This is a genomic window from Sediminibacillus sp. JSM 1682029 (genome assembly GCF_041366435.1).
Classification (GTDB): Bacteria; Bacillota; Bacilli; order Bacillales; family Amphibacillaceae; genus Sediminibacillus; species Sediminibacillus terrae.
Genome location: NZ_JBEWYY010000003.1, coordinates 40,025 through 66,331 on the forward strand (window position 1 = coordinate 40,025; position 26,307 = coordinate 66,331).

Below are 26,307 nucleotides of genomic sequence, written 5' to 3' on the forward strand. Positions count from 1 at the left end.
AAAAACCGTCACTTTTGCTTAGCCACAGTAAAAGAACCAACTTCCTCTATTTCAACCGTATCGCCGGGATATAGTTTTCTACCCCTGCGATTTTCCGGCTCGCCGTTCACCAAAACGTGATACTCGGCCAGAAACAATTTTACCATACCGCCGGTTTCCAAAATATTGGCCAGTTTCAAAAACTGACCTAGTTGGATATACGCAGTATTGATTTCAATTTCTTCGTTCATGTTATCACCTGACTTTTATGCCTTCTTTTTATTTTACTAAACATTTCGGAATATGAAAAGCGCCATCCAAAAGCTAGAGCGTTGTCAGTTAGTATTCCTTCTCCTTGCAGAGCATATCCTGCCAAAAAACTGTTATAAAAGGGAAAACTCTTGCCAGGACACTCCGGCAAGAGTTTAAAAAGTTTGTTTTCCCAACGTTTAGTAAGTTCTTACAGGCAAAATCAATTGCAGAATCTGGTCATCGTCGATCGGCCGGATGATGAATGGCCGCATAGCACCGGTGAACTCGATTCTTACCTGCTCATTGTCGACTGCTTTTAATGCATCCATCATATATTTGGCACTGAAGGAGATTTTTAACTCTTCCCCGTCGATGGATTGGGCGGCAACCTCCTCTGTCACATTTCCTACCTCAGGGGAGTTACTGCTTATTTCAACTTGATTGTTTTCTTTTGTCATGAGCCGAACCACATTGTTCTTGCTTTCTTTTGCCAACAGCGAAGCACGGTCAATCGATTGAAGCAGTTCTTTAGTGGCGCTGTGGACAACTGTTTTGCTTTGTTCTGGAATCAATCGGGATGTCTCCGGATAATTTCCGTCCAACAGGCGGGAAAGGAAATACAAATGTTTCGTCCGGAATAATACTTGATTTTCCGTTACACTGATTTGAATCGAGTCCTCGCTGCCTTCAAGAATTTTATTCAATTCAATCAAACTTTTACCCGGGATGACGACACTGGAAAATTTCACTTGGGAATTGGCTTCTTCCAGCGGTATTCTTCTTGACGCAAGTCGATGACTGTCTGTAGCGATAAAATTCAAGTGACCTTCTTCCACCTTCATGTTCACACCTGTCAAAATCGGACGGGTTTCCACTGTGGATACTGCGAAAACAGTTTGTTTGATCAAGTTTTTCAATAAATCTGTGGGTAACTCAAAGCTGTCTTCCGTATGAAGTTGGGGCAGTTGTGGATATTCTTGTGCATCTTGCCCGTTCAAATGGAATTCCGATCCCCCAGAACGGATGGTGACTTTCAAGTGATCATCCGCTTCGATCTCCACTGTCTTTTCCGGAAGTTTACGGACGATATCCGGAAAATATTTTGCCTGCAATACAACACTGCCTTGTTCTATTTGCTCCACGTAGACAATTCCGTCTTCTTCTTTGGGAATGAAGGATTCGATTGATATATCAGAATCACTTCCCGTCAATTTAATGCCTTCTTCTCCCGCTTCTACCTTTATTCCTGTCAATATCGGGATAGTCGTTCTGGAAGATACAGCCTTCATGACATGTTGTACGCTATTCATCAATTCATCACGCTGAATTACAAATTTCATCAATAATCCTCCTAGGGGAAGTATATTATATATTTTTTTTAATAAAAAATCGTAGTAATAGTAATAGGGCATGTGATTATGTGGATAACTCAAATTCTTCCCAGGAAGTGAAGCTTATCTGGCTGTGGATAGAGTGTTAGTAAGTTTGTATGGTTATTCACGTTATTCACATGTGGAAAAAACAGAAGGACAGCCCCCGTTTCCGAAAATAAAAAGAGAAGAGTGCTGTTTACAGGGATTTTAGCTGTTCCTTTATTTCTTCGATTTCTTTTTGCAACTGGTTATCCTGGCTGATCATCTTTGAAATTTTTTCATGGGCATGGATAACCGTGGTATGATCTCGTCCGCCAAATTCTTCTCCGATTTTAGGCAAAGAATAGTCGGTCAATTCTCTTGTTAAATACATAGCAATTTGTCTAGGAAAGGCAATCGACTTTGTCCGCTTTTTAGCCGCAAAATCTTCAAGCTTGACGTTATAACGTTCTCCTACAATTTCCTGAATGCCGTCAATCGTAATGACCTTGGGCTTCGAGCTCGGAATGATGTCTTTCAGCGCCTCGGCAGCCAGTGAAGCATCGATATCCTGGTTGATCAATGAAGAATAGGCCACCACTCTGATTAGGGCACCTTCCAGTTCACGGATGTTGGTGTCGATTTGATTGGCAATATAAAGCATGACTTCGTTCGGAATATCCAAACCTTCTGCCTTTGCTTTTTTACGCAAAATGGCAATTCTGGTTTCCAAGTCCGGCGGGGTAATGTCTGTGATCAACCCCCATTCAAATCGGGAACGAAGACGATCCTCCAATGTCGGGATTTCCTTCGGCGGCCGATCGCTGGAAATGACAATTTGCTTGCTTTCCTCATGCAAGGTATTAAAAGTATGGAAAAATTCTTCCTGGGTTTGTTCTTTTCCGGCCAGGAATTGAATATCATCGATTAATAGCACATCGACATTCCGATACTTGTTCCGGAAATTCACTGCCTTATTGTCACGAATGGAATTGATGAATTCATTCGTGAATTTTTCGGAAGACAAATAGACCACTTTGGCTGCTGGATTATGATCCAATACATAATGGCCGATCGCATGCATCAAGTGGGTTTTTCCTAATCCGACACCACCGTAGATAAATAACGGGTTGTAGGCCTTGGCCGGTGCTTCCGCCACAGCGAGGGAAGCAGCATGGGCGAAACGGTTGCCTGATCCGATTACAAAGGTATCGAAAGTGTATTTCGAATTCAGCATCGACTTCGGTGATTCCCCATTATCGTTGTTTTTGATATCAGGGACTTTCTTAACAGGCGGTTTGACGTCGTCCGGCTCGTGAACCGTTTCTGGAATAATGAACTTTGTTTTTAATTCGGCACCGGTAACTTCGAATAAAGCATCGGAAATCAAATTGGTATAACGGCTCTCCAGCCAATCCCGTGCGAATTCGTTAGGGGCCGAAATGACTAACGTATCATCGTCCAGTTGGTCTGCCTTGGTGTTTTTCAACCATGTATCATAGCTTGGTTTGCTAATTTTTTGTTCGATGGATTTCAGCGTGTTTGTCCATAACTCTTGGATGTTCTCCAACCCGTCGTCACCCCTTTCAGTAAGTTAAGAGAAATAAAAAACCTCTCGCAATCTTTCTTGGATCTATGTCGAGAGAAAGATCGAAAGGTATGAGAATTATAACGAAGTAAATGTGGATAAAAAGATACGGTCATTGCAGGGGATAGATCCGATTATCGAAGTATTCCACAATGTTGTTGATAACTTTAAAAACAAGCATGTGTGTAAATGTCCACACGCTATCCACAATCTGTGGATAAAAATAATATGCGCGGTCAGTTTTCAACTGTTAAAACACAAATATAATATCAAATAAATCGGGATGGCGCAATGGTTTTTCGACAGTTATCCACAAAAACTACAGGTTGTAGACAAAAACTATCCACAGCACTATATTTTGTGATTAATTTGTCGATAACCGATGTGGAAAAAGATTTGTTCATGAAAAAAGAGTGTACAGGCTATGTGGATAACTGTCAAAGTCTGTTTTCGGATAGGGACCGAGCGGAAGGTTTTTTGTTGAGAAGGGCTGTGGTATAACAGCTTGTGATATAACAGTTAGGTTGATATTAGTAGAGTGCTCTTAATTTGATGTGGATAGAAAATGCGCAGTAACTGTAATGTTCTATTCAAAAAGCGTGCTAACCAACGCTTCGGTAGCATATTTCGCTTTCCGCGGGCACGGCTTCAGCTAACTAGGTAAAGTAAACCGCTTTACCTAGTGGATCTTCAGCTCGCGCTGTTCCCGCTGGAGTCTACGCATGCTACCTACGCTAAGAAGCATGGTGTTATCGCAAACCTAGAGACTTTTTCTTTGAGTTCCAACAAGCCATCTTAAAAGCTTTTGTCAGGAAATGTGTACTTCTTTTCATAAATAGATAGTTGAAGTTCCATTTATTATCCTGTTCTTGGACTTTCTACTTGTTTTCCCGGCAATCTTTTGATGATACGATGCTTGGAGTATCATGGATAAAAAATGTCTAGTACACGCATTTTTTAACAGAAAGCTGTTCCTAGCGAAGAAAATACCTGGAGACTCCTCGAAAATACAAAACCATTTTCTTCGTGCGATGCATCGCTGCCGCAGCCTTCCTTGGGACTGCGATTACTCGTCCCACCGAAAACACCTGTCCTGCGGGAGGAAAGGCCTCGGTGAGATCCCGCAGAGCGCCAGCTCGAGGAAGCTCACCAGCCGCCCGCGGAAAGCGCAGGGTATTTTCGCAGCGTCGAATTCCAACTCAACAAAAGTAAGTTCAGGAAGTCGCATCCAAACTATGTCGCAGTTTATATTAAATGCGCGGGTGTTCAAACGAGAGGAAAGCGGGGGAAGGGGATCTTGAAAAATTGGCAATGGTTGGATGGCCGGATTGTCTGAAAACAAGTTGACAGATGAAACCACTATTCCGTATAATGAATGGGACTGTCTTGATTAGAAGAATTTTTTCATCCTCAGGGAGGTGTGTTATAGATGAAACGTACATTTCAACCAAATAATCGTAAACGTAAAAAAGTTCACGGCTTTCGTACACGCATGAGCACGAAAAACGGACGCAAAGTTCTAGCTCGTCGTCGCCGTAAAGGAAGAAAAGTATTATCTGCATAGGCCACTGAAGATTTTCAGTGGTCTTTTTTCCACTTTTGGCCGAAAATTCGTAGCTCTATCTATAATAGAATCAGATAAAAAAGGCTTTACCACCTGTTTTTGATATTTTTAGCCATACATAAACACGGCCTTTTACTGAATAATGATGTGGAGCACGTTTTTTCTGCCGTCTTTCCGGAAACGATAGGAGACAGGATCGGCTGCACTTCCATATAAGGGCAGCAGTTTTTATTTGCCTGCAGATTACCGATTACTTCACTGATCCTCTGAGGTCTGCACCGTGCTTACCTTCAGTTGGAGGAGATTTCACATGAAAAAAGCGTATCGTTTGAAGAAAAATGAAGAATTTCAACTTGTATTTAAAAAAGGAAAATCATTTGCCAATAGGCAGCTGGTTATTTATTATCTGGCTAAAACAGGTCAGGAGCATTACCGCATCGGTTTGTCTGTCAGCAAGAAAATCGGTAATGCAGTGGTTCGCAATCGGATAAAGCGCTATCTGAGGCAGGCATTTTTGGAGTTGGACGAGCAGGTGGCGGATACCTACGATATCATCGTCATTGCCCGCAAACCTGCGAAGGACATGGACTTTCACCAGATCAAGAAAAGCTTGATGCATGTGTTGTCCAAGTCAAGACTGCTTGCCAGGTAGGTTGCTCTATTTTATATAGAACACCTGTAAAATACATGGTAGAATACAATTAGATAACTAACATCGATGATGGTAGAGAAGTAAGGAGGAAGTATATTGCGTAAAAAGGTCTTATTGCTAATGGCCTTGACACTGGTACTAGGCTTGCTTTCTGGTTGTACACAGGTAAACCAGGATATTACAGCAGACAGCGAAGGCTTTTGGAATAACTGGTTTGTATGGCCTTTGTCACAGCTGATCACCTATGTAGCGAACATGTTTAATGAAAATTACGGTCTTTCGATCGTTCTAGTTACTATTTTAATTAGATTGGTTTTACTGCCGCTGAATATCAAGCAGCTGAAAAGCTCGAAAGCGATGCAGGATATCCAGCCGGAATTGCAAAAAATCCGGGAAAAATACAGTTCGAAAGATGCCAATACGCAGCAGAAGCTGCAGCAGGAGACTATGGAATTGTTCCAGAAAAACGGCGTCAATCCGCTAGCAGGCTGTTTGCCGTTGATCGTCCAAATGCCGATTTTGATTGCCTTTTACCAGGCGATCATGAGAACGGCGGAAATCAAAGAGCATAGCTTTCTTTGGTTCCAATTAGGCGAACCGGATCCTTTCTACATCCTGCCAATCGTAGCTGCCGGAGCGACCTTCCTACAACAAAAGTTGATGATGGCAGGTACGAATACAAGTCAAAATGCGATGATGCCGCAGATGACGATGATGCTTTACATGATGCCGATCATGATTGGGGTTGTAGCTATTTTCTTCCCGTCGGCGCTGGCGTTGTACTGGGTAGTGGGTAACATCTTCATGGTAGCCCAGACAGTTTTCATCAGAAAGCCGATGATGAAGGATAAGGATGCTCAAACAGGAGGAACGAAATAGTGAGACAAGTAACTGCTACTGGACAAACAGTTGAAGATGCGGTCCAATCAGCATTGAAGCAGTTAAACACCTCGAGGGACCAAGTTGACTTGGATATTATTGATGAAGGAAAAAAAGGAATCCTGGGAATTTTCGGTTCTAAACCGGCAATTGTCAAAGTATCCGTTGCACAAAATCCGATACAAAAAACAGAAGCGTATTTAAAGGAGATAATCGCAGAATTAGGAGTATCTGTAGAAGTCGAGACGATTGTCACAGACAAACAGATAACCTTCGATCTTTCCGGCGATAAGATTGCAATATTAATCGGCAAACGGGGACAAACGTTGAATGCATTGCAGTATTTGGTTCAACTCGTGTTGAATCGCTACGCAGACAAGCGTTTTACCGTTGTAGTGGATGCGGAAGGATATCGGGGCCGACGTAGAGAAACGTTGATCAATCTTGCTGAAAGAATGGCAGACAAAGCGATCAATACTCATAGAGAAGTCACGCTGGAACCGATGCCATCTTATGAAAGGAAAATCATCCATACAGCATTGCAACAACATAAAAAGGTAAACACTACTTCCGCCGGCGTGGAACCAAACCGGCACGTAGTCATCAAACCATCATACTCTTAATCCAAATCCGGCTGTCGGAACTTTCATCGACAGCCGGATTTTTTGCTGCCTGCAGGAATAAACGCGGCGTCCTTTCTTTGCCGCTTGTTCCCTTCTATCCGCCGCCACTCCATCTTTTTCGATAATTCCGTCGTCCGTATGAGGATGTACTGCCAATCAAGGGAATCTATAAATTGTATAAGAGGAAAATCAGCCATTCTTCTAGGTATTATCCCCAATAAGTGTTAAAATAAGCTTTCGGAAAAGGCTGTGGATAGAAAACACAACGCCGGAAGAAAATGAAATTATACACATGTGGATAACCGAAGTGGAGAAAAACGCTTGTGGATATTTTCAAATGTGTCAGATTATGATATGCTAATAAGTTAGTGACTACAGCAATAATCGGTCGCTAATTGGTGATAAATTTAATGGGCACTATATATAGATGGAATTTAGAATAGTTGGAGGTGAAACGGATGGAAACAGATACGATTACCGCGATATCGACACCGATCGGGGAAGGTGCCATCGCTATCGTCCGATTGAGCGGACCGGAAGCGATAGGGATTGCGAACAAATTGTTCGATGGAAAACCACTCACTGAAGTGGAGTCCCATACGATCCATTACGGGAAAATCATCGAACCGTCTACCAACGAAGTTGCAGAAGAAGTAATGGTGACTGTCATGAAAGGACCCAAAACATTTACCAGGGAAGATGTCGTGGAGATTAACTGTCATGGTGGCTTGGTTTCGGTGAATCGCTTGCTAGAAATAGTCCTGGCCCAAGGTGCACGCCTTGCTGAACCGGGAGAGTTTACTAAACGCGCCTTCTTGAATGGCCGGATCGATTTGTCACAGGCAGAAGCGGTGATGGACTTAATCAGAGCAAAAACCGACAGAGCGATGAACGTGGCCCTCAAACAAATGGATGGTCGTCTGTCCCAGCTGATTCAAAAACTGCGCCAGGAACTGCTGGAAACGGTGGCGCATGTAGAAGTGAACATCGATTATCCTGAATATGACGATGTGGAAGAAATGTCGCATCAAATGATGATCAGCAAAACGAAAGAGGTATTTCGTGAAATCGAGCGCCTGCTGGAAGTTGCCAAGCAGGGCAAAATTTTACGTGAGGGTTTGTCGACTGCTATCATCGGTCGGCCGAATGTCGGTAAATCCTCGTTGATGAATGCGCTGGTCCACGAAAATAAGGCAATCGTTACCGAAATCCCCGGTACGACCAGGGATGTCATCGAGGAATATGTCAACGTACGCGGAGTTCCTTTGCGTCTGGTCGACACAGCGGGAATCCGGGAAACAGAAGATATCGTCGAGCGGATCGGGGTGGAAAAATCAAGGCAGGTTTTAAAAGAATCGGATTTGATTCTGCTTGTGCTAAACAATGGGGAAGAACTGACCCAGGAGGATCTCAATTTATTCAAAGCCGTAGAAGGTCTGGAAGTTGTCGTGATTGTAAATAAAACCGACTTGCCGCAAAAAATCGATGTAGAGAAAGTAAAAGAATTGGCGAAGGATCATTCTGTGATTACGACAGCCTTGATAGAAGAAAAAGGCATCGATGATCTGGAAAAAGCAATTTCGGATACGTTCTTTGAAGGCGATTTGGATGCAGGCGATTTGACTTATGTGTCCAATGTAAGGCATATTCAGCTGCTTAAACAAGCGTTGCAAGCATTGTCCGATGCGATGGACGGCATGGAAGATCAAATGCCGATAGATTTGGTCCAGATTGATGTTACGAGGACGTGGGAGATTCTTGGAGAGATAATCGGGGATACTGTCCATGACAGCTTGATCGACCAATTGTTTTCCCAATTCTGCTTAGGTAAATAATGATAAAAGATAGCTGGTACTGACAGCTTTTTATAAAAGGAGAGACAGCAAATGACATATGATGCTGGACATTATGATGTGATCGTTGTAGGAGCCGGCCATGCGGGATGTGAAGCTGCGATTGCTTCGGCGAGACGGGGAGCAAAGACCCTGATGCTTTCGATGAACCTGGACATGGTTGCCTTCATGCCCTGCAACCCTTCGGTCGGCGGACCTGCCAAAGGTGTAGTGGTGAGAGAAGTCGACGCCCTCGGAGGTGTAATGGGACAGGTCATCGATAAAACATATATTCAAATGCGTATGTTGAATACTGGAAAAGGACCGGCAGTACGGGCTCTACGTGCTCAAGCGGATAAACCGCTGTATATTCAGGAAATGAAATGGATGTTGGAAAATGAGGAAAACCTGACGATGCGCCAAGGCATGGTCGAAAAAGTGATCATCGAAGATGGCGAGTGCAAGGGAGTCATCACCGAAACCAAGGCAGCTTATTATGCGAAATCGGTCGTTATCACGACAGGTACGTTCATGCGCGGAAGAGTGATTATCGGGGATTTATCCTATGAAAGCGGACCGAACAACCAGCGTGCCTCTGTATCTTTGTCCGAGCATTTAGAAGAACTCGGGATCGAACTGGTACGTTTCAAAACAGGAACCCCTCCAAGGGTGAACAGCCATTCGATCGATTACTCGAAAACGGAAATTCAGCCAGGGGATGAGAACCCGCAAAGCTTTTCTTATGAAACGACAGAAATCATTACCGACCAAATTCCATGCTGGTTGACTTATACGAATGAGTTCACCCATAAGGTCATCGATGATAATTTAAGTCTGTCGGCCATGTACTCAGGAATGATCAAAGGTACAGGTCCGCGCTACTGTCCGTCCATTGAAGACAAGGTCGTGCGTTTCCACGACAAACCGCGCCATCAGATTTTCCTGGAGCCGGAAGGAAGAAGCACCGAAGAAGTGTATGTCCAAGGACTGTCGACTTCCCTTCCAGAATACGTTCAAAAAGAAATGCTGCAAACCATTCCTGGTTTGGAAAATGCGGAAATCATGCGGGCCGGTTATGCCATTGAATACGATGCAGTCGTACCGACACAGTTGTGGCCGACACTGGAACTCAAAGCTGTTCCAGGATTGTTCACCGCTGGGCAAATCAATGGTACGTCCGGTTATGAAGAAGCTTCCGGGCAAGGAATCATGGCTGGTATCAATGCGGCAGCCAAAGCACTTGATATCGATTCATTGATTCTCGATCGGTCACAAGCTTATATCGGTGTCATGATCGATGATTTGGTGACAAAAGGTACAAACGAGCCTTACCGCCTGTTGACTTCCCGGGCAGAGTATCGACTTCTGCTCCGTCATGACAACGCTGATTTGCGGTTGACGGAAATCGGCTATAAGCTAGGGACCATCAAGCAGGAGCGCTATGACCGATTCACAGAGAAAAAGCAGTTGATCGAACAGGAAAGAAAACGCCTGTCCAAAGTTATTTTAAAACCAGAAGCAGAAGTACAGGAGATTATCGAGGAAGCGGGCGGTACTGCTTTAAAAGAGGCAGTCAAAGCTGCTGATCTGTTGAAACGCCCGGAAATGAAGTACGAACTGTTGGAAAAAATAACGCCTGCAGCCATAGAATTGCCGGCTGGTGTGAAAGAACAAGTCGAAATCCAGACCAAGTATCAAGGCTATATTGACAAATCCAATCAACAAGTTGAGCGGATGAGAAAAATGGAAAATAAAAAAATACCGGAAAATATCGATTATGATGCGATCAGCGGTATAGCGACGGAAGCGAGAGAAAAACTGAAGCGCGTCAAACCATTGTCTGTCGGTCAGGCTTCCCGTATTTCCGGAGTCAACCCAGCTGACGTTTCCATCTTGCTAGTCTATATCGAGCAAGGAAATGTTTCCCGCGTTGCCAATCAATAAAATATAGGAAAAGAAAGGATTTATCGATGAATCAGGAAACCTTTCTAACAGAATTAAAAAAACATGGAATAACGCTAAACGATCGTCAAATCGATCAATTTGACACGTATTTTAAAATGCTGGTGGAATGGAATGAAAAAATGAACCTGACGGCCATTACAGACCGGGAAGAGGTATATGCAAAGCACTTTTTTGATTCCATTTCCGCCGCTTTCTACCACGACTTTACTGGCCCGCTCCACGTTTGTGATGTCGGGGCCGGCGCAGGTTTCCCGAGCCTGCCGTTAAAAATATGTTTTCCGGAATTGAAAGTGACCATCGTCGACTCGTTGAAAAAGCGGATAACTTTTTTGAACCACTTGGCAAGCCAACTCGGTTTAAACGATGTGGCATTTTATCATGAGCGGGCGGAAACATTCGGGAAAAACGATAAGTTCCGCGGTCAGTATGATGTCGTAACAGCAAGGGCAGTGGCACGTATGTCGGTATTGGCAGAGTTGTGCCTCCCGCTTTGCAAAACGGGTGGTACGTTCCTTGCCATGAAGGGGCCTCAGCTGACCGAGGAAATGTCGGATGCGGGAACGGCCATTACGGTACTTGGCGGGGAACCGGTCGATACGCATACATTTGCATTACCTGGTGACAATGGCGAACGGAATATCGCCATTATTCAAAAGAAAAGAAAAACGCCGAACAAATACCCGAGGAAGCCAGGGGTTCCGAACAGAACTCCTATTTCCTGAAAAATAGGGTGCCCCTCCAAGCTTTAAGCAAAACCTCGTGATGGCTGTCTTTGCCCCACAGAGGCTTTGCTTTAGACCTCAAGGGGGAGGGCATTGTAATCAGACTCTCACAGAAATTTATAGTTTCCATTCTGTTGAAAAAAGCTGTCCCTTTGCTGTGGACAGCTTTTTTGTGTCTAAACGCTCGGTCTTTCTTCATCTTAAAAAAGTAGAGGAAACGTAATCCGGGAAAAATGATTGACTCTTAAAAAGGAGAAATATCACCTAATGAAGAATACGAAAATGTGAAGAAATTCATTGTAGTAACGTCTACCAAAATGAATTATCTCTCTCCCTCAAAAGAAAAAAGAAGGTGATTTTCATTTCAACTACAACACGGATTTTCCAATTCACAGTGATTTTTTTCGCTATACTAATGCTTTGCTTTACAGTTACAGGAGGAGAGGAGTTGACCACCTATACCAGCATTATAGCCCTTGTTTTTGCGTTGCTCTTTTGGTGGTTTGATAAAAAGGATAAAAAGAAAAGTAGCAACGGATAATGCAGTAGCTGTGACAAAGGCAAGGGGGCAAGCATACCGAATGATTTTGGAATCCGTTCGGTTTTTTTGTTTTGGTGGCAATCCCAAAGTAATACAATTTATTAACTATTACGTTACATAGGTTTGTCCTGCGGCTTATCTGGGCATATAACAACTACTCACCATGGAAAGCAGAAAAATACAGCGATTTGGAGGAGCAAATATGAATATTTTACTGACATCCGGTGCGAGAAGAATAGATTTTATCGGTTTTTTTCAAGAAGCACTGAAAGAAGCGGGGATTCTGGGGAATGTGATTGTTGCAGACCCGGACTATAACGCACCATCGCTGCAGGTAGCGGACCGTTCCTATATCATTCCGCATCAGACCGATGATAAATATGCCGAAAAAATACTGGAAATTTGCAAGGAAGATAAAATTGAAATGTTGATTCCTTTGAATGACTGGGAGGTTCCGAAATTAGCTGAGAACAAGGCTGCTTTTGATGAACTAGGAGTGAAGTTGTTCATCCCGGATCTTGAAGTAGTGACCAAGGTAAGGGACAAAGGAAGATATCAAGAACTGCTGGGCGAAATCGGTTTAAAAGCCCCGGTTTCATACTTTACGATTGAAGACGTCCAAGCAGGTGTAAATAACGGGGAAAGCTACTTTCCATTTATTGTAAAACCACGCAATGGCTCTGCGTCTATCGGGATAGAGATCGTCAACAATATGGAGGAGTTGAAGTCAGCATACCAATTGGCAGTCCATAAAATAGAGCAATCACCGCTTCGTTTCGATACAGAAAAGGATCCGGAAGACAATGTCATCATCCAGGAAGTCATTGAAGGAGAAAAATACAGTCTGGATATTGTCAACGATTTAGAAGGAAAATTCCTTACTTCACTGGCAAGAAAACAGCTGGCTATGCGTGGGGGAGATGTCGATCGTACGATTACCAGCCATGATAAGCCTTTGGTGGAAATCGGTAAAAAGATCGGAGACCACTTTAAGCATAAAGGCTATTTGAATACCGATGTGTTTTATGATGGAAAGGATTATTATATCATTGACATCAACCCGCGGTTCGGCGGCGGTTATGCTTTTTCACACGCTGCGGGAGCCGACATTCCGGCGGCCTTTATCGCTCTGGCAGCAGGAAAGCCGGTTGACTTTGAGTGGTTGACATCGACTCCGGAAATGGAACTGGCACGTTATGACTTGGTCACCAAAATCAATGAAGAAAAACTGCATAACCAGGCAGAGTAAAGGAAGCGTGGTTGGGACAAACGTATCGTGGTCAACACAAGAACCGAACGATTCCATCATTCGTTCGGTTTTTTTGGTTTAAAAAAGTAAACCGTTCTAACATTCACTTGTCTAAAGAGCACACTCCACTCCGGCAAGGTACTTCGCTTTCCGCGGGCATGGCTTCAGCTAAATACCGCTGGAGTCTGCTTACCTTGCCGTAACATACAAGTACGCATCAAACAACAGGGTAATAAGAAGTCTTTCTAAGAAACACAACTATTAAAAACCGAGCGAATTTGATTGATCAGTCAAATTCGCTCGGTTTTTGTTTTGATGGCCATGCTTTTGTCTCGGCCCCGTGTTTATGACGATAAGCCGGCAAATAGACAATTTTTATAAAATAAACAATCCAGAACGATACTTTTCTTGCCAAATCTATGATAAAATAATAATTGGAAACTGAAATGGCTATCAATGCGCAGCAGCTTCTCACTGCAGCGCATTTTCTGTTTTCTATTTTTCTCTGTTTCACGTGGAACATCGCAAATAGAATCGATACGATATAGCCAATGACCGTTTAGTAAAGGTGGTGTGTCTGACTATGTTACACCCGTTCAGCCGTATATTTGGCCTAGGTGAGAAATCAGACTCAGAAGTCCAAGAGGAATATCATCCGGATGAAGTAATCCAGATTCCTGTCAATCAGATAGAACCGAACCGCTATCAGCCGAGATCCATTTTCACACAGGAAAAGATTGAAGAATTAGCCCAAACGATACATACACACGGGATGATTCAACCAATCGTCGTCCGTAAACTGGACAAGGAAGAGGAAGGGTACGAGCTAATTGCGGGAGAAAGAAGATGGCGGGCGGTACAGTACTTACAATGGGAAAATGTTCCTGCCATCATTAGAGAAATGAACGATACAGAAACAGCCTCTGTTGCTTTAATAGAAAATTTACAAAGAGAAGAGCTGACTGTCATCGAGGAAGCGATGGCTTATCAGCGCTTATTGGAGTTGCATGGACTTACCCAGGAAGCGCTTGCCCAACGCCTGGGGAAAAGCCAATCGACTGTAGCCAACAAAATGCGTCTGTTGAAACTGCCTGAATCCGTTCAGCAGGCATTACTTGAAAAACATATCACCGAAAGGCATGCACGCGCCTTAATCGTTTTAAAGGATCCTGAAAAACAGGAAAAAATCCTCGCTGAAATCCTGGAAAAGGATTTGAATGTCAAGCAAACAGAAGAGCGGATCGCCAAACTATCTGCCGACAAACCGAAGCAAAAGAAAGCAAAATTAAAAGGCGTGAATAAAGATATGCGAATTGCAATGAATACGATTCGCCAATCACTGACCATGGTTTCAGATACCGGAATCGATTTAGAAACCGATGAAGAAGACCATGAGAATTACTATCAAATCACGATTAAAATTCCGAAAAAGAATAATCAAGGCTAGTCCCATCTTTTTAATAAAGATGGGTGTTTTTTAGCACTCTTTTGTTCCATGTGGAACACCGCAGGCGGTTGAATCGTTGATGCGGCGATTCATAAGATGATTACAAAAAGCTAACATTTTAAAAAACTATCTTTTTTTCGCATTCATAGAGTAAAATAAGTGATAAAATAAAAGAGTTAGAAGTTTTAGAGTAGGTAGGTGACACCATGGGAAAAGTAATCGCCATTGCTAATCAGAAGGGTGGCGTAGGAAAAACTACATCAGCAGTGAATCTTAGTGCATGTCTCGCATACTTAAACCATAAAGTCCTGCTTGTCGATATTGACCCGCAAGGAAACGCAACGAGTGGCGTAGGAATAAATAAAGCGGATATGGAGCAGTGCATCTATAATGTGCTGGTGGAAGATTTAGAAGCTGAAAAAGTATGTGTTCCTACAACCGTAGAAAATTTAGATATCATACCCGCGACCATACAACTTGCCGGCGCTGAAATAGAGCTGGTACCGACTATATCCAGGGAAGTCAGATTGAAAAAGGCAATCGACAGTGTCAAGGATGAATATGATTACGTGATTATCGATTGCCCGCCATCTCTAGGATTATTGACGATTAACTCACTGACAGCAGCAGATACTGTCCTTATTCCTGTACAGTGTGAGTATTATGCCTTGGAAGGTTTAAGTCAGCTGTTAAACACCATCAGACTTGTACAAAAACATTTGAACAAGGAACTGATGATCGAAGGTGTATTGTTGACGATGCTTGATGCCAGAACAAATTTAGGTATCCAGGTAATCGAAGAAGTCAAAAAGTACTTTCAGGATAAAGTTTATCAATCCATCATTCCAAGAAATATCAGGCTTGGAGAAGCGCCCAGCCATGGACAACCGATTATCATTTATGATCCCAAATCTAGAGGCGCAGATGTTTATCTAGACTTAGCAAAGGAAGTGATCGCTAATGGCGAGAGGGTTGGGGAAAGGTATTAATGCTTTTTTTCCTGAGTTGGAAACAAAGGAAGAGGAATCTGTTCAGGAAATTTCGGTGAAAGAATGCAGGCCGAATCCATATCAGCCAAGGAAAACATTCCATGCAGATGCGATTGAAGAATTGAAGGATTCCATTTTGGAGTATGGTATTCTCCAGCCATTAATTGTTAGAAAAAGCATCAAAGGCTATGAAATTGTGGTTGGCGAAAGGAGATTCCGGGCTGCCAAAGAAGCAGGCTTGAAAACAATCCCTGTCATCATCAAAGAGTTGACAGATGATAAAATGATGGAGCTGGCACTTCTGGAAAACCTGCAGCGGGAAGATTTATCTCCGATTGAAGAAGCTTCAGCTTATGCAAATTTGATGAAAGAATTAAACATTACCCAAGAAGAGTTGGCTCGGAGGCTGGGTAAAAGCAGGCCACACATTGCGAATTTGGTCCGCCTGTTAAGCTTGCCAGACCAGATCAGCGCATTGATCAACAATGGAGAACTGACAATGGGGCATGGACGTGCTTTACTAGGCCTGAAGGATAAACAAAAACTGAATCCACTGGTTGATAAAATCCGAAAAGAAGGCTTAAACGTCCGGCAGGTGGAACAACTGATTATCCAGTTGAACGAAAAGGCACCCCAGAAGAAAAAGGAAAAGCCGAAAAAGGATATATTTATTTCGGAGAGGGAGAGCCAATTGCGTGACCACTTGGGAACAGGTGTCACCATACACCGTGGCAAGCGGAAAGGGAAAATAGAAATCGAATTTTTCTCGAATGAGGATTTAGATCGAATTCTTGGCAAATTTCAATAACAGTGCCAACAAGGCCTGGTCCAGCAGGATACCCATCCTGACGGCCGGGCTTATTTTTTATCTTGTTTCACGTGAAACAAGGTAAAAAGAAGAAGCGCAAGGGAAAAGAGTGGAGATGGACATATGGTTTTGCTTGGAACGATGATAAACGTAATTTGTATTATCATAGGATCACTTATCGGTTTGTTTTTCGCGAACATACCTGAAAGATATAAAGAAACCGTCATGCATGGAATCGGCTTGGCGGTCCTGTTAATCGGGATGCAAATGGCCTTGACTTCCGAAAACATTGTCGTGGTCCTGTTGGGACTCCTTACTGGGGCCATTGCAGGGGAAGCCCTGCACCTTGAGGAAAAATTGAACAATGCCGGTTACTGGATTGAAAGGAAGTTTGCTGGAAAAGGTAAGGGGAAGACTAGTGTAGCACAAGGCTTCATCACCGCATCCTTGATATTTGTCATCGGAGCCATGTCTGTCATCGGGGCATTGGACAGTGGCATACGCGGTGATCATGGCGTATTGATCACGAAAGCATTCATTGATGGATTTGTCGCATTAGTGCTGACCACTACAATGGGGTTGGGTGTCATATTTTCCGTTTTACCTGTTTTGTTTTATGAAGGAGGAATTGCGCTTTTGGCAACACAAATCGACAGCTGGTTCCCTCAATCGTTTTTCGATGGATTTATCATTGAAATGACGGCAGTGGGAGGACTGATGATTGTTGCTATTGGTTTGAACCTGCTTAAACTAACAAAAATCCGTGTCGCCAACCTGCTGCCTGCCCTGGTGACTGTAGGCGTTGTATATTACATTTATGGATTGATTGCAGGATGAATGGACGCACTCGATACAGTCAAGCGGTTGTGAGATTTATTTTTTGAATGACAATTGAATCGCAAAGAAACCCGTCCACGGTTTATGAAGGACGGGTTTCTTTGCTTTTCCCTATGTTAAGTATCGTTCTTACTTAACTCGGAAGGGCACAGCCTGCTGCTTTGACAGTTCCAAATCTAAAAGATGAAGGGAATCGGTTATTTTTCTTGCCATTTGCATTACAATGTTCAGTCTCGTGTTTTGCAAAACTAAAAACTCCATGTAACCGCTGATATTGACTACTCCTGTCAGATGTATATCTCCAACATCCGGCAGGGGCTTTTTTAAAGCCGCTCCCGGTTTTAACGGTCCAGGGGATAGGGTTACCGTGCCGATAGAGTCTATCCGTCCCAGACAGGCATCTATTGCGATAATAAAGGCTTCTGGGTGTCGTTGTTCGATCATTTCCATTTTTTCTTCCAAATTCACGGCATGAATCGGATCTGACAGAGTTCCGTATACCGATAATCTTTGATTGGCTTTTTCGTTTAACAGGGTGCCTGTCAAAGGTCCTAACGAGTCTCCCGTTGAACGATCCGTGCCAATACAGACAACAACGATTTCCTTTGCATAAAACGGCAGTAATTCTGTTAGACCTTGCCGCATATTCTGGGAGAATAATACATCTTCATAATGGAAACGCCCTTCTTTTTTACCGGAAATTCTCTTTTTTAGATTCATAGCTGTTCCTCCAGAAACATATTGGTATTAGTATACGAATTTTTAATACTTTTATACCTGTGCAAATGTGTTACATAAAGGTCCAGTAAAAAAACCTGTCAAACATTGACCGGGTGAAAAGGTGGCAGATCAATATGTGGAAATCAGGTTTTAAATGGATGTTTTTAATAGTAGGCACCATGATTGGTGCAGGATATGCATCGGGACGAGAGCTTTGGCAATTTTTTGGCCATGAAAGTGGACTAGCCATCCTGCTGTTCACGATTCTTTTCTCGATAAGTTGTTATGTTGTACTGCAAATCAGTTATACAAGCCAATCGACTCATTATTTGCCGGTCCTGCAAACCATCGTCGGAAAAAAGCTGTCTTTTTTGTACGATGGCATGATCATTGTCTATTTATTTTCAACCACGGTGATCATGCTGGCTGGCAGCGGTGCTACCTGGCATGCTTTCAGTTTTCCGGCGTGGTGGGGCATCACAGCGATCGTTTTGCCGTTGATTGGCGTTTTTATTTGGGACATAAAAGGTGTATTATCCTTGAACAGTTTCATCCTGCCATTGTTGATTACCGGTCTATTAGCAACATTGCTTATCTTTTCTTTTCATCAGCAGCTTTCCTTCTTGCCAGACATATCGAAACAAAGAAATTGGACAGCAGCTTTTCCATTCACCGCCCTTAACATTCTGCCGCTCATTGCGGTTCTCGGGGCCATCGGAAACGAGATGAAGGGCAGGGGAGAGATATGGATCGCCAGCGTCGGCAGCGGAATAGTGCTCGGTGTTATTTCTTATATCTATAACAACAGTCTCATCCAAATATCCGACGAAGTTTTGCTCTATGAAATTCCACTTTTTGCAATACTGAAGAATTACCCTTACGTCATGTTTTTGTTTATTTCGGTGCTTCTCTGGCTGGCAATTTTCACGACTGCCGTTTCCGGAACACTCGGTCTGGTTACAAGAGTGAGAGACAAATTGAATTATCCGCTTTGGGTGCTGGCTACCATTCTCGTGCTTCTTATGGTTCCGCTGACCAGCATAGGCTTCTCAACCTTGATAGAATACCTATACCCACTATATGGGGTTCTCAATCTCTATGTATTATCGTGTATTATCGTCTATCCAATAGTTAATAGGTACAAAATAGAATGAAAAATGGTAAAATGATTACTACCATCAATTTTGGAGGACAAAAAGTGGAACAAATACAACAAGAGTGGGCTGAATGGGTGAAACGCCTGATGGGACCGGAGTTTTGGATGCAAGTGGGATATGTCATCCTGCAGATCATCATGATCCTGATTATCTCTGCACTCATCATCCGGATCGGTACCACTTTGATCAACCGGATTTTCCGTAAACGGGAGCGAGGGCCGTTCCGGATCAGCGAGCGAAGAGAAAACACTTTGAAAAAGCTAGTTCAAAACACGTTGACCTATGTTGTCTATTTCACGGCCTTCATCATGATTCTGGACGCGATGACCATTCCGATCGGCGCACTGTTGGCCGGTGCCGGTGTCGCCGGATTGGCAATCGGGTTTGGAACGCAAAACTTGGTTCGTGACGTGATTACCGGTTTTTTCATCATTTTCGAGGATCAATTTTCAGTCGGCGATTATATACAAACTGCGGGGATAGAAGGGACAGTTGAAGAAATTGGCTTAAGGACGACAAAAATTTTGAGCTGGACAGGTGAGCTGCATATCGTCCCCAATGGAAGCGTCGACCAGGTGACCAACTATTCCATCCATAACAGCATTGCAGTAGTGGATGTCAATATCCCGTATGAAGCGGACATTCCGACTGCGGAAAGAATCATTGAGCAGCTGCTTCCGGAACTTCCGGCACAATATCCGGAAATGATTACAGTGCCCGAGTTGCTAGGCGTACAGACAATGGAAACTTCGCATGTTGTGATTCGGGTGATTGCAGAAGTGGTGCCGATGGAGCACTGGATGATCGCAAGAGTGATGAGAAGGGAAATCAAAGGAAGGCTGGAACGCCATGGAATTGACATTCCTTTGCCACGGATGGTCATGTACAGTCGGGAACAGGAATCTTCCAATCAAAATCAAGGAGAAAGAGGGGAGTAAACGATGCAGGAAAAAGACTATAAATTACATGATGTTGTACAGATGAAAAAGCCCCATCCTTGTGGGGAAAATCGCTGGAAAATCATCAGAATGGGCATGGATATCCGGATTAAGTGCGAAGGCTGCGGCCACAGCGTGATGATTCCCCGAAAGAAGTTCAATAGCAAAATGAAAAAAGTGTTGGAAAGACAGGAAGAAACAGAATGATTTGTTTCACGTGAAACAAATCAAAAATCGGCTTATAAACTACGACATAGTTTGGATGCGTCTTCCACGGGCGGCTGGTGAGCTTCCTCGAGCTGACGCTCTGCGGGATCTCACCGAGGCCTTTCCTCCCGCAGGACAAGGAAGGCTGCGGCAGCGATGCATCGCACGAAGAAAATTGTTTTGTATTTTCGAGGAGTCTCCGGGTATTTTCTTCGCTAGGAACAGATTCCTGTTTAAAAATGCGTGTACTAGACATTTTTTATTTTTCGGTACTCCATGTACCGTTTTATCAAAAGAAATAGCTAGGAAAACAAGTAGAAAGTTCAAGTACAAGAGAAAAGACGGAACTCCAACAGTTTTTTATGAAAAGAAGTACACATTTCCTGACAACCGGTTTTAAGATGGCTTGTTGGGTCTCAATGAAAAATTCTCTACGCTTGCGAAATTAGCATGCTTTTTAGCGCAGGTAGCATGCGCAGACTCCTGCGGGAACGGCACGATCTGAAGATCCACTTGGTAAAGCGGTTTTCTTTATCAAGTTAGCTGAAGCCGTGCCCGCGGAAAGCGAAGTATGCTACCGAAGCGGTGGTTAGCACGCTTTTTGAATAGGCAAGGACACTTCCCATTACAGTTAATGCGCTGTTTCTATTAACTGTCCAGTTATAGAGTGATAACGTGTAAAAAGAGCTTCCAAAAAACATGATTTCTGAAAATATTTATCTGCACGATAACAAAACTGAATATCACGTACCTAAGTTTGGAAAACAAGGGGAGATGTTTCCCTTGTTTTGTCATTTTGATAACTTGTCATTTCGGCCAAGTCTATCTATAATTGGTATGACTGAAACGTTCATATGAGCGGTATCCTTAAGGAGTGGAAGTTTTTATGGCATTGACAGCAGGAATTGTCGGTTTGCCCAACGTAGGAAAGTCTACGTTGTTTAATGCAATCACACAGGCAGGGGCAGAATCGGCAAATTACCCATTTTGTACAATAGATCCAAACGTAGGAATAGTGGAAGTCCCTGATTATCGGTTGACGAAGCTAACAGAATTGGTAAAACCGAAGAAGACGATTCCAACGGCTTTTGAGTTCACCGATATTGCCGGGATCGTCAAAGGGGCAAGTAAAGGGGAAGGACTTGGAAACCAATTCTTGTCACATATTCGTCAAGTGGACGCCATTTGTCATGTGGTCCGCTGCTTCCAAGATGAAAACATCACCCATGTTTCCGGAACAGTAGATCCGATTTCCGATATCGAGACAATCAATTTGGAACTGATTCTGGCAGATTTGGAGTCAGTGACAAAGCGTTTGCAACGTGTGGAAAAAATGGCAAGACAAAAAGACAAGGAAGCAGTTGCCGAGTTTGAAGTGTTAAGCAAGCTGAAAGACGCACTGGAGGAAGAAAAGCCTGCTCGCGCAGTCGAATTCACCGATGAACAGCAAAAACTGGTGAAAGGGCTGCATCTGTTGACCAGCAAGCCCATTCTTTACGTGGCAAACGTCGGAGAAGATGAATTGTTGGATGCTGACGATAATGAAAACGTGAAGCTTGTCCGCGAGTTTGCCGCAACGGAAAATGCGGAAGTCATTGTCATCAGCGCCAAAGTCGAATCGGAAATTGCCGAGCTGGAAGGCGAGGAAAAGGAAATGTTCCTTGAAGAACTGGGCATTGAAGAATCCGGGTTGGATCAACTGATCAAAGCCACTTACAATCTGCTCGGACTGGCGACTTATTTCACAGCAGGTGAACAGGAAGTACGTGCCTGGACTTTTACAGAAGGTATTAAGGCACCACAGGCAGCAGGAATCATCCATACTGACTTTGAAAGAGGTTTTATCAGGGCTGAGACTGTTTCGTATGATGATTTAATGGAAGCTGGTTCCATGAATGGAGCAAAGGAAAAAGGGAAGGTTCGATTGGAAGGAAAAGACTATTTGGTGAAAGACGGAGATATCATTCATTTCCGTTTCAATGTGTAAGCAGGGGAATTCGTCATTCTTTGTGTTGCAGTGCAGGTTAGGGTAGGTACTTGCACAATACTAAGGACTTTGGTATAATTCAACATTGTGAGTAATTAATGATTACTCCTTGCTCCTTTGCAAAAAAAGGGGCCGTTAAGTCCAAAAGGAGGTGCAAACGGATGAGAAATTATGAAATCATGTACATCGTCCGCCCGGATATCGAAGAGGAAGCGCAAACGGCTTTGATCGAGCGTTTCAACAAAATCCTTACAGATAATGGTGCGGAAATCGATAAAGTTGATGAAAAAGGCAAGAAACGTCTTGCTTATGAAATCAATAACTATCGCGATGGCTTCTACGTGCTAATCAACTTTAAAGGCGATGAAACCGCCATTAATGAATTCGACCGTCAAGCGAAGTACTCTGATGACATTATTCGTCATATTGCAGTTCGCGAAGACGACCAATAAGGAGTGGTTCTGATGTTAAATCGTGTCGTACTTGTCGGCAGGTTGACGAAGGATCCGGACTTACGCTATACACCAAATGGAGTAGCAGTGGCTAATTTCACATTAGCTGTCAATCGACCTTTTTCTAACCAGCAAGGAAACAGGGAAGCTGATTTTATCAACTGTGTGGTATGGAGACGTGCCGCCGAAAACCTGGCCAACTTTATGAGTAAAGGAAGCCTGGTCGGCGTGGACGGACGTGTACAGACACGCAACTTTGAAGGTCAGGACGGAAAAAGGGTATTCGTCACCGAAATAGTGGCCGATACTGTACAATTCCTGGAAACAAAAGGATCTTCCCAAGGTGGAGGACAAGGCTCACCAGGATATCAACAGAATCAGAACCAATCGAACAACAACGATTTTTCCAGACAAAATGAAGAGGACCCATTCAGCAATAATGGGGAACCGATCGATATATCAGATGATGATTTACCATTCTAAAGAGCTTGAAAGTGCGATACTTTTAAACTCAAGATAAAAGGAGGTAATACCTATGGCAGCTCGTCGTGGTCGTGCAAAGCGTCGTAAGGTGTGTTACTTCACAGCTAACGGCATTACACACATTGACTATAAAGATGTTGATTTGCTGAGACGTTTCGTTTCTGAGCGTGGAAAAATTCTTCCTCGTCGTGTGACTGGAACTTCTGCAAAATATCAACGTAAATTGACTAAAGCTATCAAGCGTGCTCGTCAAATGGCTCTATTGCCATACGTGACCGAGTAATGCGAAAGAGTCCTATGGAGGAATCCATAGGACTTTTTTTGTTGCATGAGGTTTTGAAAAGTATATATATATTATTCTATAATAAATCTGGAAATAAGGGCGATAAATAGCAAACTATATCCACCACTATTAACTCTCCACGATAAGCTCAAATGAAGTTATAAAGTTATAAAGTCAGGAAGGCAATCATTCCCGTCTTATCCTCAAACTTTAAATATTAAAATAAATGAAATATAAAAGAAAATAAGTTCTGAATCAGCCCTTGTTGCTAATAAAATCCTCACAATATATAAGCACATTACAAGGGGGAATTGTTATTCGGAAATCAATGTTATGGATGATGCTCTTAATCATTGGCATATCGAGCGCTTGCAACTCTGATTCTCCAGGAACGTTTGCTTATCCGGACACAAAAGAAAAGCAAGGGATAGAAGTAACACTTGATCGTGTCGAAGAATTTCAAGGACAGAAATATGAAATGACCACTATCTATTATGAAATCAGTAACCACACAGACGAAGATGTGATAATAGAAACAGATAAACAAGAGAATGATTCAAATTCGACTTATTTGGAGGACGGAGAAGGAAACGTATATCCACTCAGCGGCTATGATGGCCCAAAAACGGTGGATGGTACAGAAGACGGGGAAGCAGAGAAAAATTCAAATGGTCCTGGCTATATCAAGATACCGGCAGGCACTAATGAACTTAAGGCGGGAATCCATTTCAACGAAATATACCTGGATTCCTTTAAAACACAGCTGGCAATTACTTTGGAAGACGGTGATGTCCTCCCCTTTTTATTCAGTGGCAACCTTGATGATGACCACTTGGTGGATGATTAACACTTAAACATAGGCATCATGGATAACCCATGATGCCTGACCGCTTAATTGTTTTTAAATGAATCCCCCATTTACCCGCAGTGTTTGACCGGTAATCCATGATGCTTCCCGGCTTAACAGCAAACTGATGGCATCTCCAATATCTTCCGGAGTTCCAAGGCGATGGAAGGCATTGTTATTTTTGAATGTTTCTATTTGTTCCTCCGTTTTATCTGCAAAAAATAACTCTGTGGCAATTGGTCCGGGCGCAATAGTATTGATGGTGATATTCTTTGGACCGAATTCCTTTGCCAGTTGGCGTGTGAATTGTTCGACTGCCCCTTTTGTTCCCGCATATAAACTATAAGTTGGAAACATGTTCCCGTTAACAGAGGTGGAAAGGTTGATGATGCGGCCATCTTCTTCTAGATATCGGTATGCCTCTTTGATCGCAAAGTAGGTACCTTTTACATTAATGGCGAATAGTCTGTCAAAATCCTCTTCGGTAATTTGATCAATAGGTTTGGTAACCATTGCCCCGGCATTATTGATCAAGATATCAATCCTTCCAAATGCCTCTAATGTTGTCGAGAAAATTCGCTTGATATCTTCGACGTTGGCAATATCTCCTTGTACTGCTATTGCCTTTCCTCCTTGAGTAGTGATTCGCTCAACTACTGCTTCCGCCTTATTTTTATTGGAAACATAGTTGACCGCAACTGTTGCCCCTTCTGCAGCTAACTTTACAGCCGTTTTTTCTCCTATTCCACGTGAACCTCCCGTAATTAAAGCTACTTTTCCAGTCAATGATAATGCCATAAATGTTCACTCCTTATTGTATGTCTGATATTCATTTTAATAAAAAGCCGACTAAAACCTGTAGCCTGTTACTCGCAAATCATTGCCTAATTCTCCAACTATTTGGTAAGCTACTCATATCTAAGTAGGAAGGGAAGCGAAAGCGCTGAATAGTATTGTCCAATATCAAGAGCAATTGATTTCATTGATTAATGAACAGATAGTTGTGGATGGTGATCATCCTACCAGGATTCCTTCGCTGAACATTATCCGTCAGTCGGCTGCGGGAGAACCAATCCATACAGTTTACGAACCATCCATCTGTGTCATTGTCCAGGGAGCGAAGATGGCCACATTGGCCGGCAATCGTTTTCCGTTCGATGCAACGTCATATTTAATTGCCTCGGTCCATCTGCCAATCATCGGACAGGTTATTCAAGCAGAAACCGAAAGGCCCTTTCTATGTATCCAAATCAGCTTTCAACTTGAAGAGATAATCAATTTGTTAAATACTACACCGCTTCAGCACCCGACTAAAACAGCAGCTCCTAGTGGCCTGGTATTGAATGAAACGACACCCCGTTTGTTGGAAGCGATAACCCGCCTGGTAGGGCTGTTGGATACCCCGGAAGATATCGAGCCCTTATCTCCCCTTGTACTCAGAGAAATTCTTTATCGAGTAGTTAAGAGTAAGCAAGGCGGCCACATCGTTAAGTTTGCCAAGAACGGGTCCAACGTAAACCGCATCGCTGAGGCAATTCAAATGATTTACCGTAATTTTAAAGAACCATTGAGGGTAGAGGAGCTTGCTGAACAGGTACACATGAGCACGTCCTCCTTTCATCAGCACTTTAAGAATGTGACGGCCATGACTCCGCTGCAATATCAAAAAGTATTAAGACTGCAGGAAGCGCGCAATTTATTATTGACGGAAACTACTGCGGCTGCTGATGCAGGTTTTCAAGTTGGTTACGAGAGTCCTACACAATTTAACCGTGAATATGCAAGATTATTCGGTTTACCGCCAAAAACGGATGTGGACCGATTTCAAAAGTCCTTAGAAGAGTGATTATCTAAGCAGAATAGTAAACGTACAAAGGCTGTTATACCCGTGACATTCGTCCATACCAACTTGAGCCATTTTCCATATCCTAACCATAAAGAAATCAGCAGTGGG

27 protein-coding genes are annotated in these 26,307 nt (G+C 43.1%); 21 read left to right on the top strand and 6 right to left on the bottom strand.

Annotation, left to right across the window (positions count from 1 at the left end; all coding sequences use genetic code 11):
- Positions 1–8 precede the first annotated feature (8 nt).
- From yaaA to dnaA, 3 genes are all read right to left on the bottom strand, one after another.
- On the bottom strand, positions 9–230 hold the full coding sequence (gene yaaA, locus ABVF09_RS06545; protein WP_026568924.1) for a S4 domain-containing protein YaaA: 222 nt from the start codon (positions 228–230) through the stop codon (positions 9–11).
- Between the two features lie 198 nt (positions 231–428).
- Positions 429–1,571: a DNA polymerase III subunit beta gene (gene dnaN, locus ABVF09_RS06550; RefSeq protein ID WP_026772082.1), complete on the bottom strand. Its 1,143-nt coding sequence runs from the start codon at positions 1,569–1,571 to the stop codon at positions 429–431.
- A 229-nt stretch (positions 1,572–1,800) separates the two neighbouring features.
- Positions 1,801–3,153: a chromosomal replication initiator protein DnaA gene (gene dnaA / locus ABVF09_RS06555; RefSeq protein ID WP_026772081.1), complete on the bottom strand. Its 1,353-nt coding sequence runs from the start codon at positions 3,151–3,153 to the stop codon at positions 1,801–1,803.
- Between the two features lie 1,447 nt (positions 3,154–4,600).
- Between dnaA and rpmH the strand changes: the two genes are divergently transcribed.
- The 4 genes from rpmH (at position 4,601) to jag (ending at position 6,889) form a co-directional block, all read left to right on the top strand.
- Positions 4,601–4,735 (top strand): 50S ribosomal protein L34, encoded by a 135-nt coding sequence (rpmH, locus tag ABVF09_RS06560; protein ID WP_019377820.1) that lies wholly within the window; start codon positions 4,601–4,603, stop codon positions 4,733–4,735.
- A 310-nt stretch (positions 4,736–5,045) separates the two neighbouring features.
- Positions 5,046–5,387 carry a ribonuclease P protein component gene (gene rnpA / locus ABVF09_RS06565; RefSeq protein WP_026568921.1) on the top strand — a complete coding sequence of 114 codons (342 nt, stop codon included), beginning with the start codon at positions 5,046–5,048 and terminating at the stop codon, positions 5,385–5,387.
- 96 nt (positions 5,388–5,483) lie between these two features.
- Positions 5,484–6,266, top strand: a complete 783-nt coding sequence (gene spoIIIJ, locus ABVF09_RS06570) for a YidC family membrane integrase SpoIIIJ (protein ID WP_153461473.1) — start codon at positions 5,484–5,486, stop codon at positions 6,264–6,266.
- Entirely contained in the window at positions 6,266–6,889 is a 624-nt protein-coding gene (gene jag, locus ABVF09_RS06575) for an RNA-binding cell elongation regulator Jag/EloR (RefSeq protein WP_371068804.1), read from the top strand. Before spoIIIJ ends, jag begins: the two co-directional genes overlap by 1 nt.
- Here jag and ABVF09_RS06580 read toward each other — a convergent pair.
- A complete protein-coding gene (locus tag ABVF09_RS06580) occupies positions 6,878–7,045 on the bottom strand; it encodes a hypothetical protein (protein WP_371068805.1) in 168 nt (55 codons plus the stop codon). The two genes, jag and ABVF09_RS06580, sit on opposite strands and share 12 nt — an antisense overlap.
- Before the next feature lie 302 nt (positions 7,046–7,347).
- Here ABVF09_RS06580 and mnmE point away from each other — a divergent pair, with 302 nt between their 5' ends.
- The 8 genes from mnmE (at position 7,348) to ABVF09_RS06620 (ending at position 17,279) form a co-directional block, all read left to right on the top strand.
- Positions 7,348–8,724: a tRNA uridine-5-carboxymethylaminomethyl(34) synthesis GTPase MnmE gene (gene mnmE, locus ABVF09_RS06585; RefSeq protein ID WP_371068806.1), complete on the top strand. Its 1,377-nt coding sequence runs from the start codon at positions 7,348–7,350 to the stop codon at positions 8,722–8,724.
- 51 nt (positions 8,725–8,775) lie between these two features.
- Positions 8,776–10,665 carry a tRNA uridine-5-carboxymethylaminomethyl(34) synthesis enzyme MnmG gene (mnmG, locus tag ABVF09_RS06590; protein ID WP_371068807.1) on the top strand — a complete coding sequence of 630 codons (1,890 nt, stop codon included), beginning with the start codon at positions 8,776–8,778 and terminating at the stop codon, positions 10,663–10,665.
- A 26-nt stretch (positions 10,666–10,691) separates the two neighbouring features.
- A complete protein-coding gene (gene rsmG / locus ABVF09_RS06595) occupies positions 10,692–11,408 on the top strand; it encodes a 16S rRNA (guanine(527)-N(7))-methyltransferase RsmG (RefSeq protein WP_371068808.1) in 717 nt (238 codons plus the stop codon).
- Positions 11,409–12,151: 743 nt separating this feature from the next.
- Positions 12,152–13,198 carry an ATP-grasp domain-containing protein gene (locus ABVF09_RS06600; protein ID WP_153461464.1) on the top strand — a complete coding sequence of 349 codons (1,047 nt, stop codon included), beginning with the start codon at positions 12,152–12,154 and terminating at the stop codon, positions 13,196–13,198.
- Between the two features lie 583 nt (positions 13,199–13,781).
- Positions 13,782–14,645, top strand: a complete 864-nt coding sequence (gene noc, locus ABVF09_RS06605) for a nucleoid occlusion protein (protein WP_026568913.1) — start codon at positions 13,782–13,784, stop codon at positions 14,643–14,645.
- 206 nt (positions 14,646–14,851) lie between these two features.
- Positions 14,852–15,634, top strand: a complete 783-nt coding sequence (locus ABVF09_RS06610; RefSeq protein ID WP_026568912.1) for a ParA family protein — start codon at positions 14,852–14,854, stop codon at positions 15,632–15,634.
- Positions 15,606–16,442, top strand: a complete 837-nt coding sequence (locus ABVF09_RS06615) for a ParB/RepB/Spo0J family partition protein (protein ID WP_026568911.1) — start codon at positions 15,606–15,608, stop codon at positions 16,440–16,442. The genes ABVF09_RS06610 and ABVF09_RS06615 overlap by 29 nt, the downstream gene beginning before the upstream one ends.
- 123 nt (positions 16,443–16,565) lie before the next feature.
- Positions 16,566–17,279 (top strand): DUF554 domain-containing protein, encoded by a 714-nt coding sequence (locus tag ABVF09_RS06620; RefSeq protein WP_371068809.1) that lies wholly within the window; start codon positions 16,566–16,568, stop codon positions 17,277–17,279.
- A 129-nt stretch (positions 17,280–17,408) separates the two neighbouring features.
- On the opposite strand, the gene yyaC is transcribed toward ABVF09_RS06620, so the two are convergent.
- Positions 17,409–17,999, bottom strand: a complete 591-nt coding sequence (gene yyaC, locus ABVF09_RS06625; RefSeq protein WP_153461459.1) for a spore protease YyaC — start codon at positions 17,997–17,999, stop codon at positions 17,409–17,411.
- 134 nt (positions 18,000–18,133) lie between these two features.
- On the opposite strand from yyaC, the gene ABVF09_RS06630 reads away from it, so the two are divergent.
- From ABVF09_RS06630 to ABVF09_RS06665, 8 genes are all read left to right on the top strand, one after another.
- Positions 18,134–19,153, top strand: coding sequence for a YkvI family membrane protein (locus ABVF09_RS06630; RefSeq protein ID WP_026568908.1), 1,020 nt, complete (start codon positions 18,134–18,136; stop codon positions 19,151–19,153).
- Positions 19,154–19,197: 44 nt separating this feature from the next.
- A complete protein-coding gene (locus tag ABVF09_RS06635; protein WP_337189808.1) occupies positions 19,198–20,094 on the top strand; it encodes a mechanosensitive ion channel family protein in 897 nt (298 codons plus the stop codon).
- Positions 20,095–20,097: 3 nt separating this feature from the next.
- Positions 20,098–20,301, top strand: coding sequence for a DUF951 domain-containing protein (locus ABVF09_RS06640; RefSeq protein WP_371068810.1), 204 nt, complete (start codon positions 20,098–20,100; stop codon positions 20,299–20,301).
- A gap of 886 nt (positions 20,302–21,187) precedes the next feature.
- Positions 21,188–22,288: a redox-regulated ATPase YchF gene (gene ychF, locus ABVF09_RS06645; RefSeq protein WP_026568905.1), complete on the top strand. Its 1,101-nt coding sequence runs from the start codon at positions 21,188–21,190 to the stop codon at positions 22,286–22,288.
- Positions 22,289–22,449: 161 nt separating this feature from the next.
- Positions 22,450–22,740: a 30S ribosomal protein S6 gene (rpsF, locus tag ABVF09_RS06650; protein WP_026568904.1), complete on the top strand. Its 291-nt coding sequence runs from the start codon at positions 22,450–22,452 to the stop codon at positions 22,738–22,740.
- A 12-nt stretch (positions 22,741–22,752) separates the two neighbouring features.
- A complete protein-coding gene (ssb, locus tag ABVF09_RS06655; protein ID WP_026568903.1) occupies positions 22,753–23,223 on the top strand; it encodes a single-stranded DNA-binding protein in 471 nt (156 codons plus the stop codon).
- Between the two features lie 52 nt (positions 23,224–23,275).
- Positions 23,276–23,506, top strand: a complete 231-nt coding sequence (rpsR, locus tag ABVF09_RS06660) for a 30S ribosomal protein S18 (RefSeq protein ID WP_026568902.1) — start codon at positions 23,276–23,278, stop codon at positions 23,504–23,506.
- Positions 23,507–23,843: 337 nt separating this feature from the next.
- On the top strand, positions 23,844–24,353 hold the full coding sequence (locus ABVF09_RS06665) for a hypothetical protein (protein WP_371068811.1): 510 nt from the start codon (positions 23,844–23,846) through the stop codon (positions 24,351–24,353).
- Between the two features lie 54 nt (positions 24,354–24,407).
- Here the strand turns inward: ABVF09_RS06665 and ABVF09_RS06670 are convergent, their stop codons facing one another.
- Positions 24,408–25,151 carry an SDR family oxidoreductase gene (locus ABVF09_RS06670; RefSeq protein ID WP_026568900.1) on the bottom strand — a complete coding sequence of 248 codons (744 nt, stop codon included), beginning with the start codon at positions 25,149–25,151 and terminating at the stop codon, positions 24,408–24,410.
- A 184-nt stretch (positions 25,152–25,335) separates the two neighbouring features.
- Here ABVF09_RS06670 and ABVF09_RS06675 point away from each other — a divergent pair, with 184 nt between their 5' ends.
- Complete coding sequence (locus tag ABVF09_RS06675; RefSeq protein WP_371068812.1) at positions 25,336–26,199, top strand: AraC family transcriptional regulator; 864 nt, start codon at positions 25,336–25,338, stop codon at positions 26,197–26,199.
- The last annotated feature ends 108 nt before the right edge of the window (positions 26,200–26,307 follow it).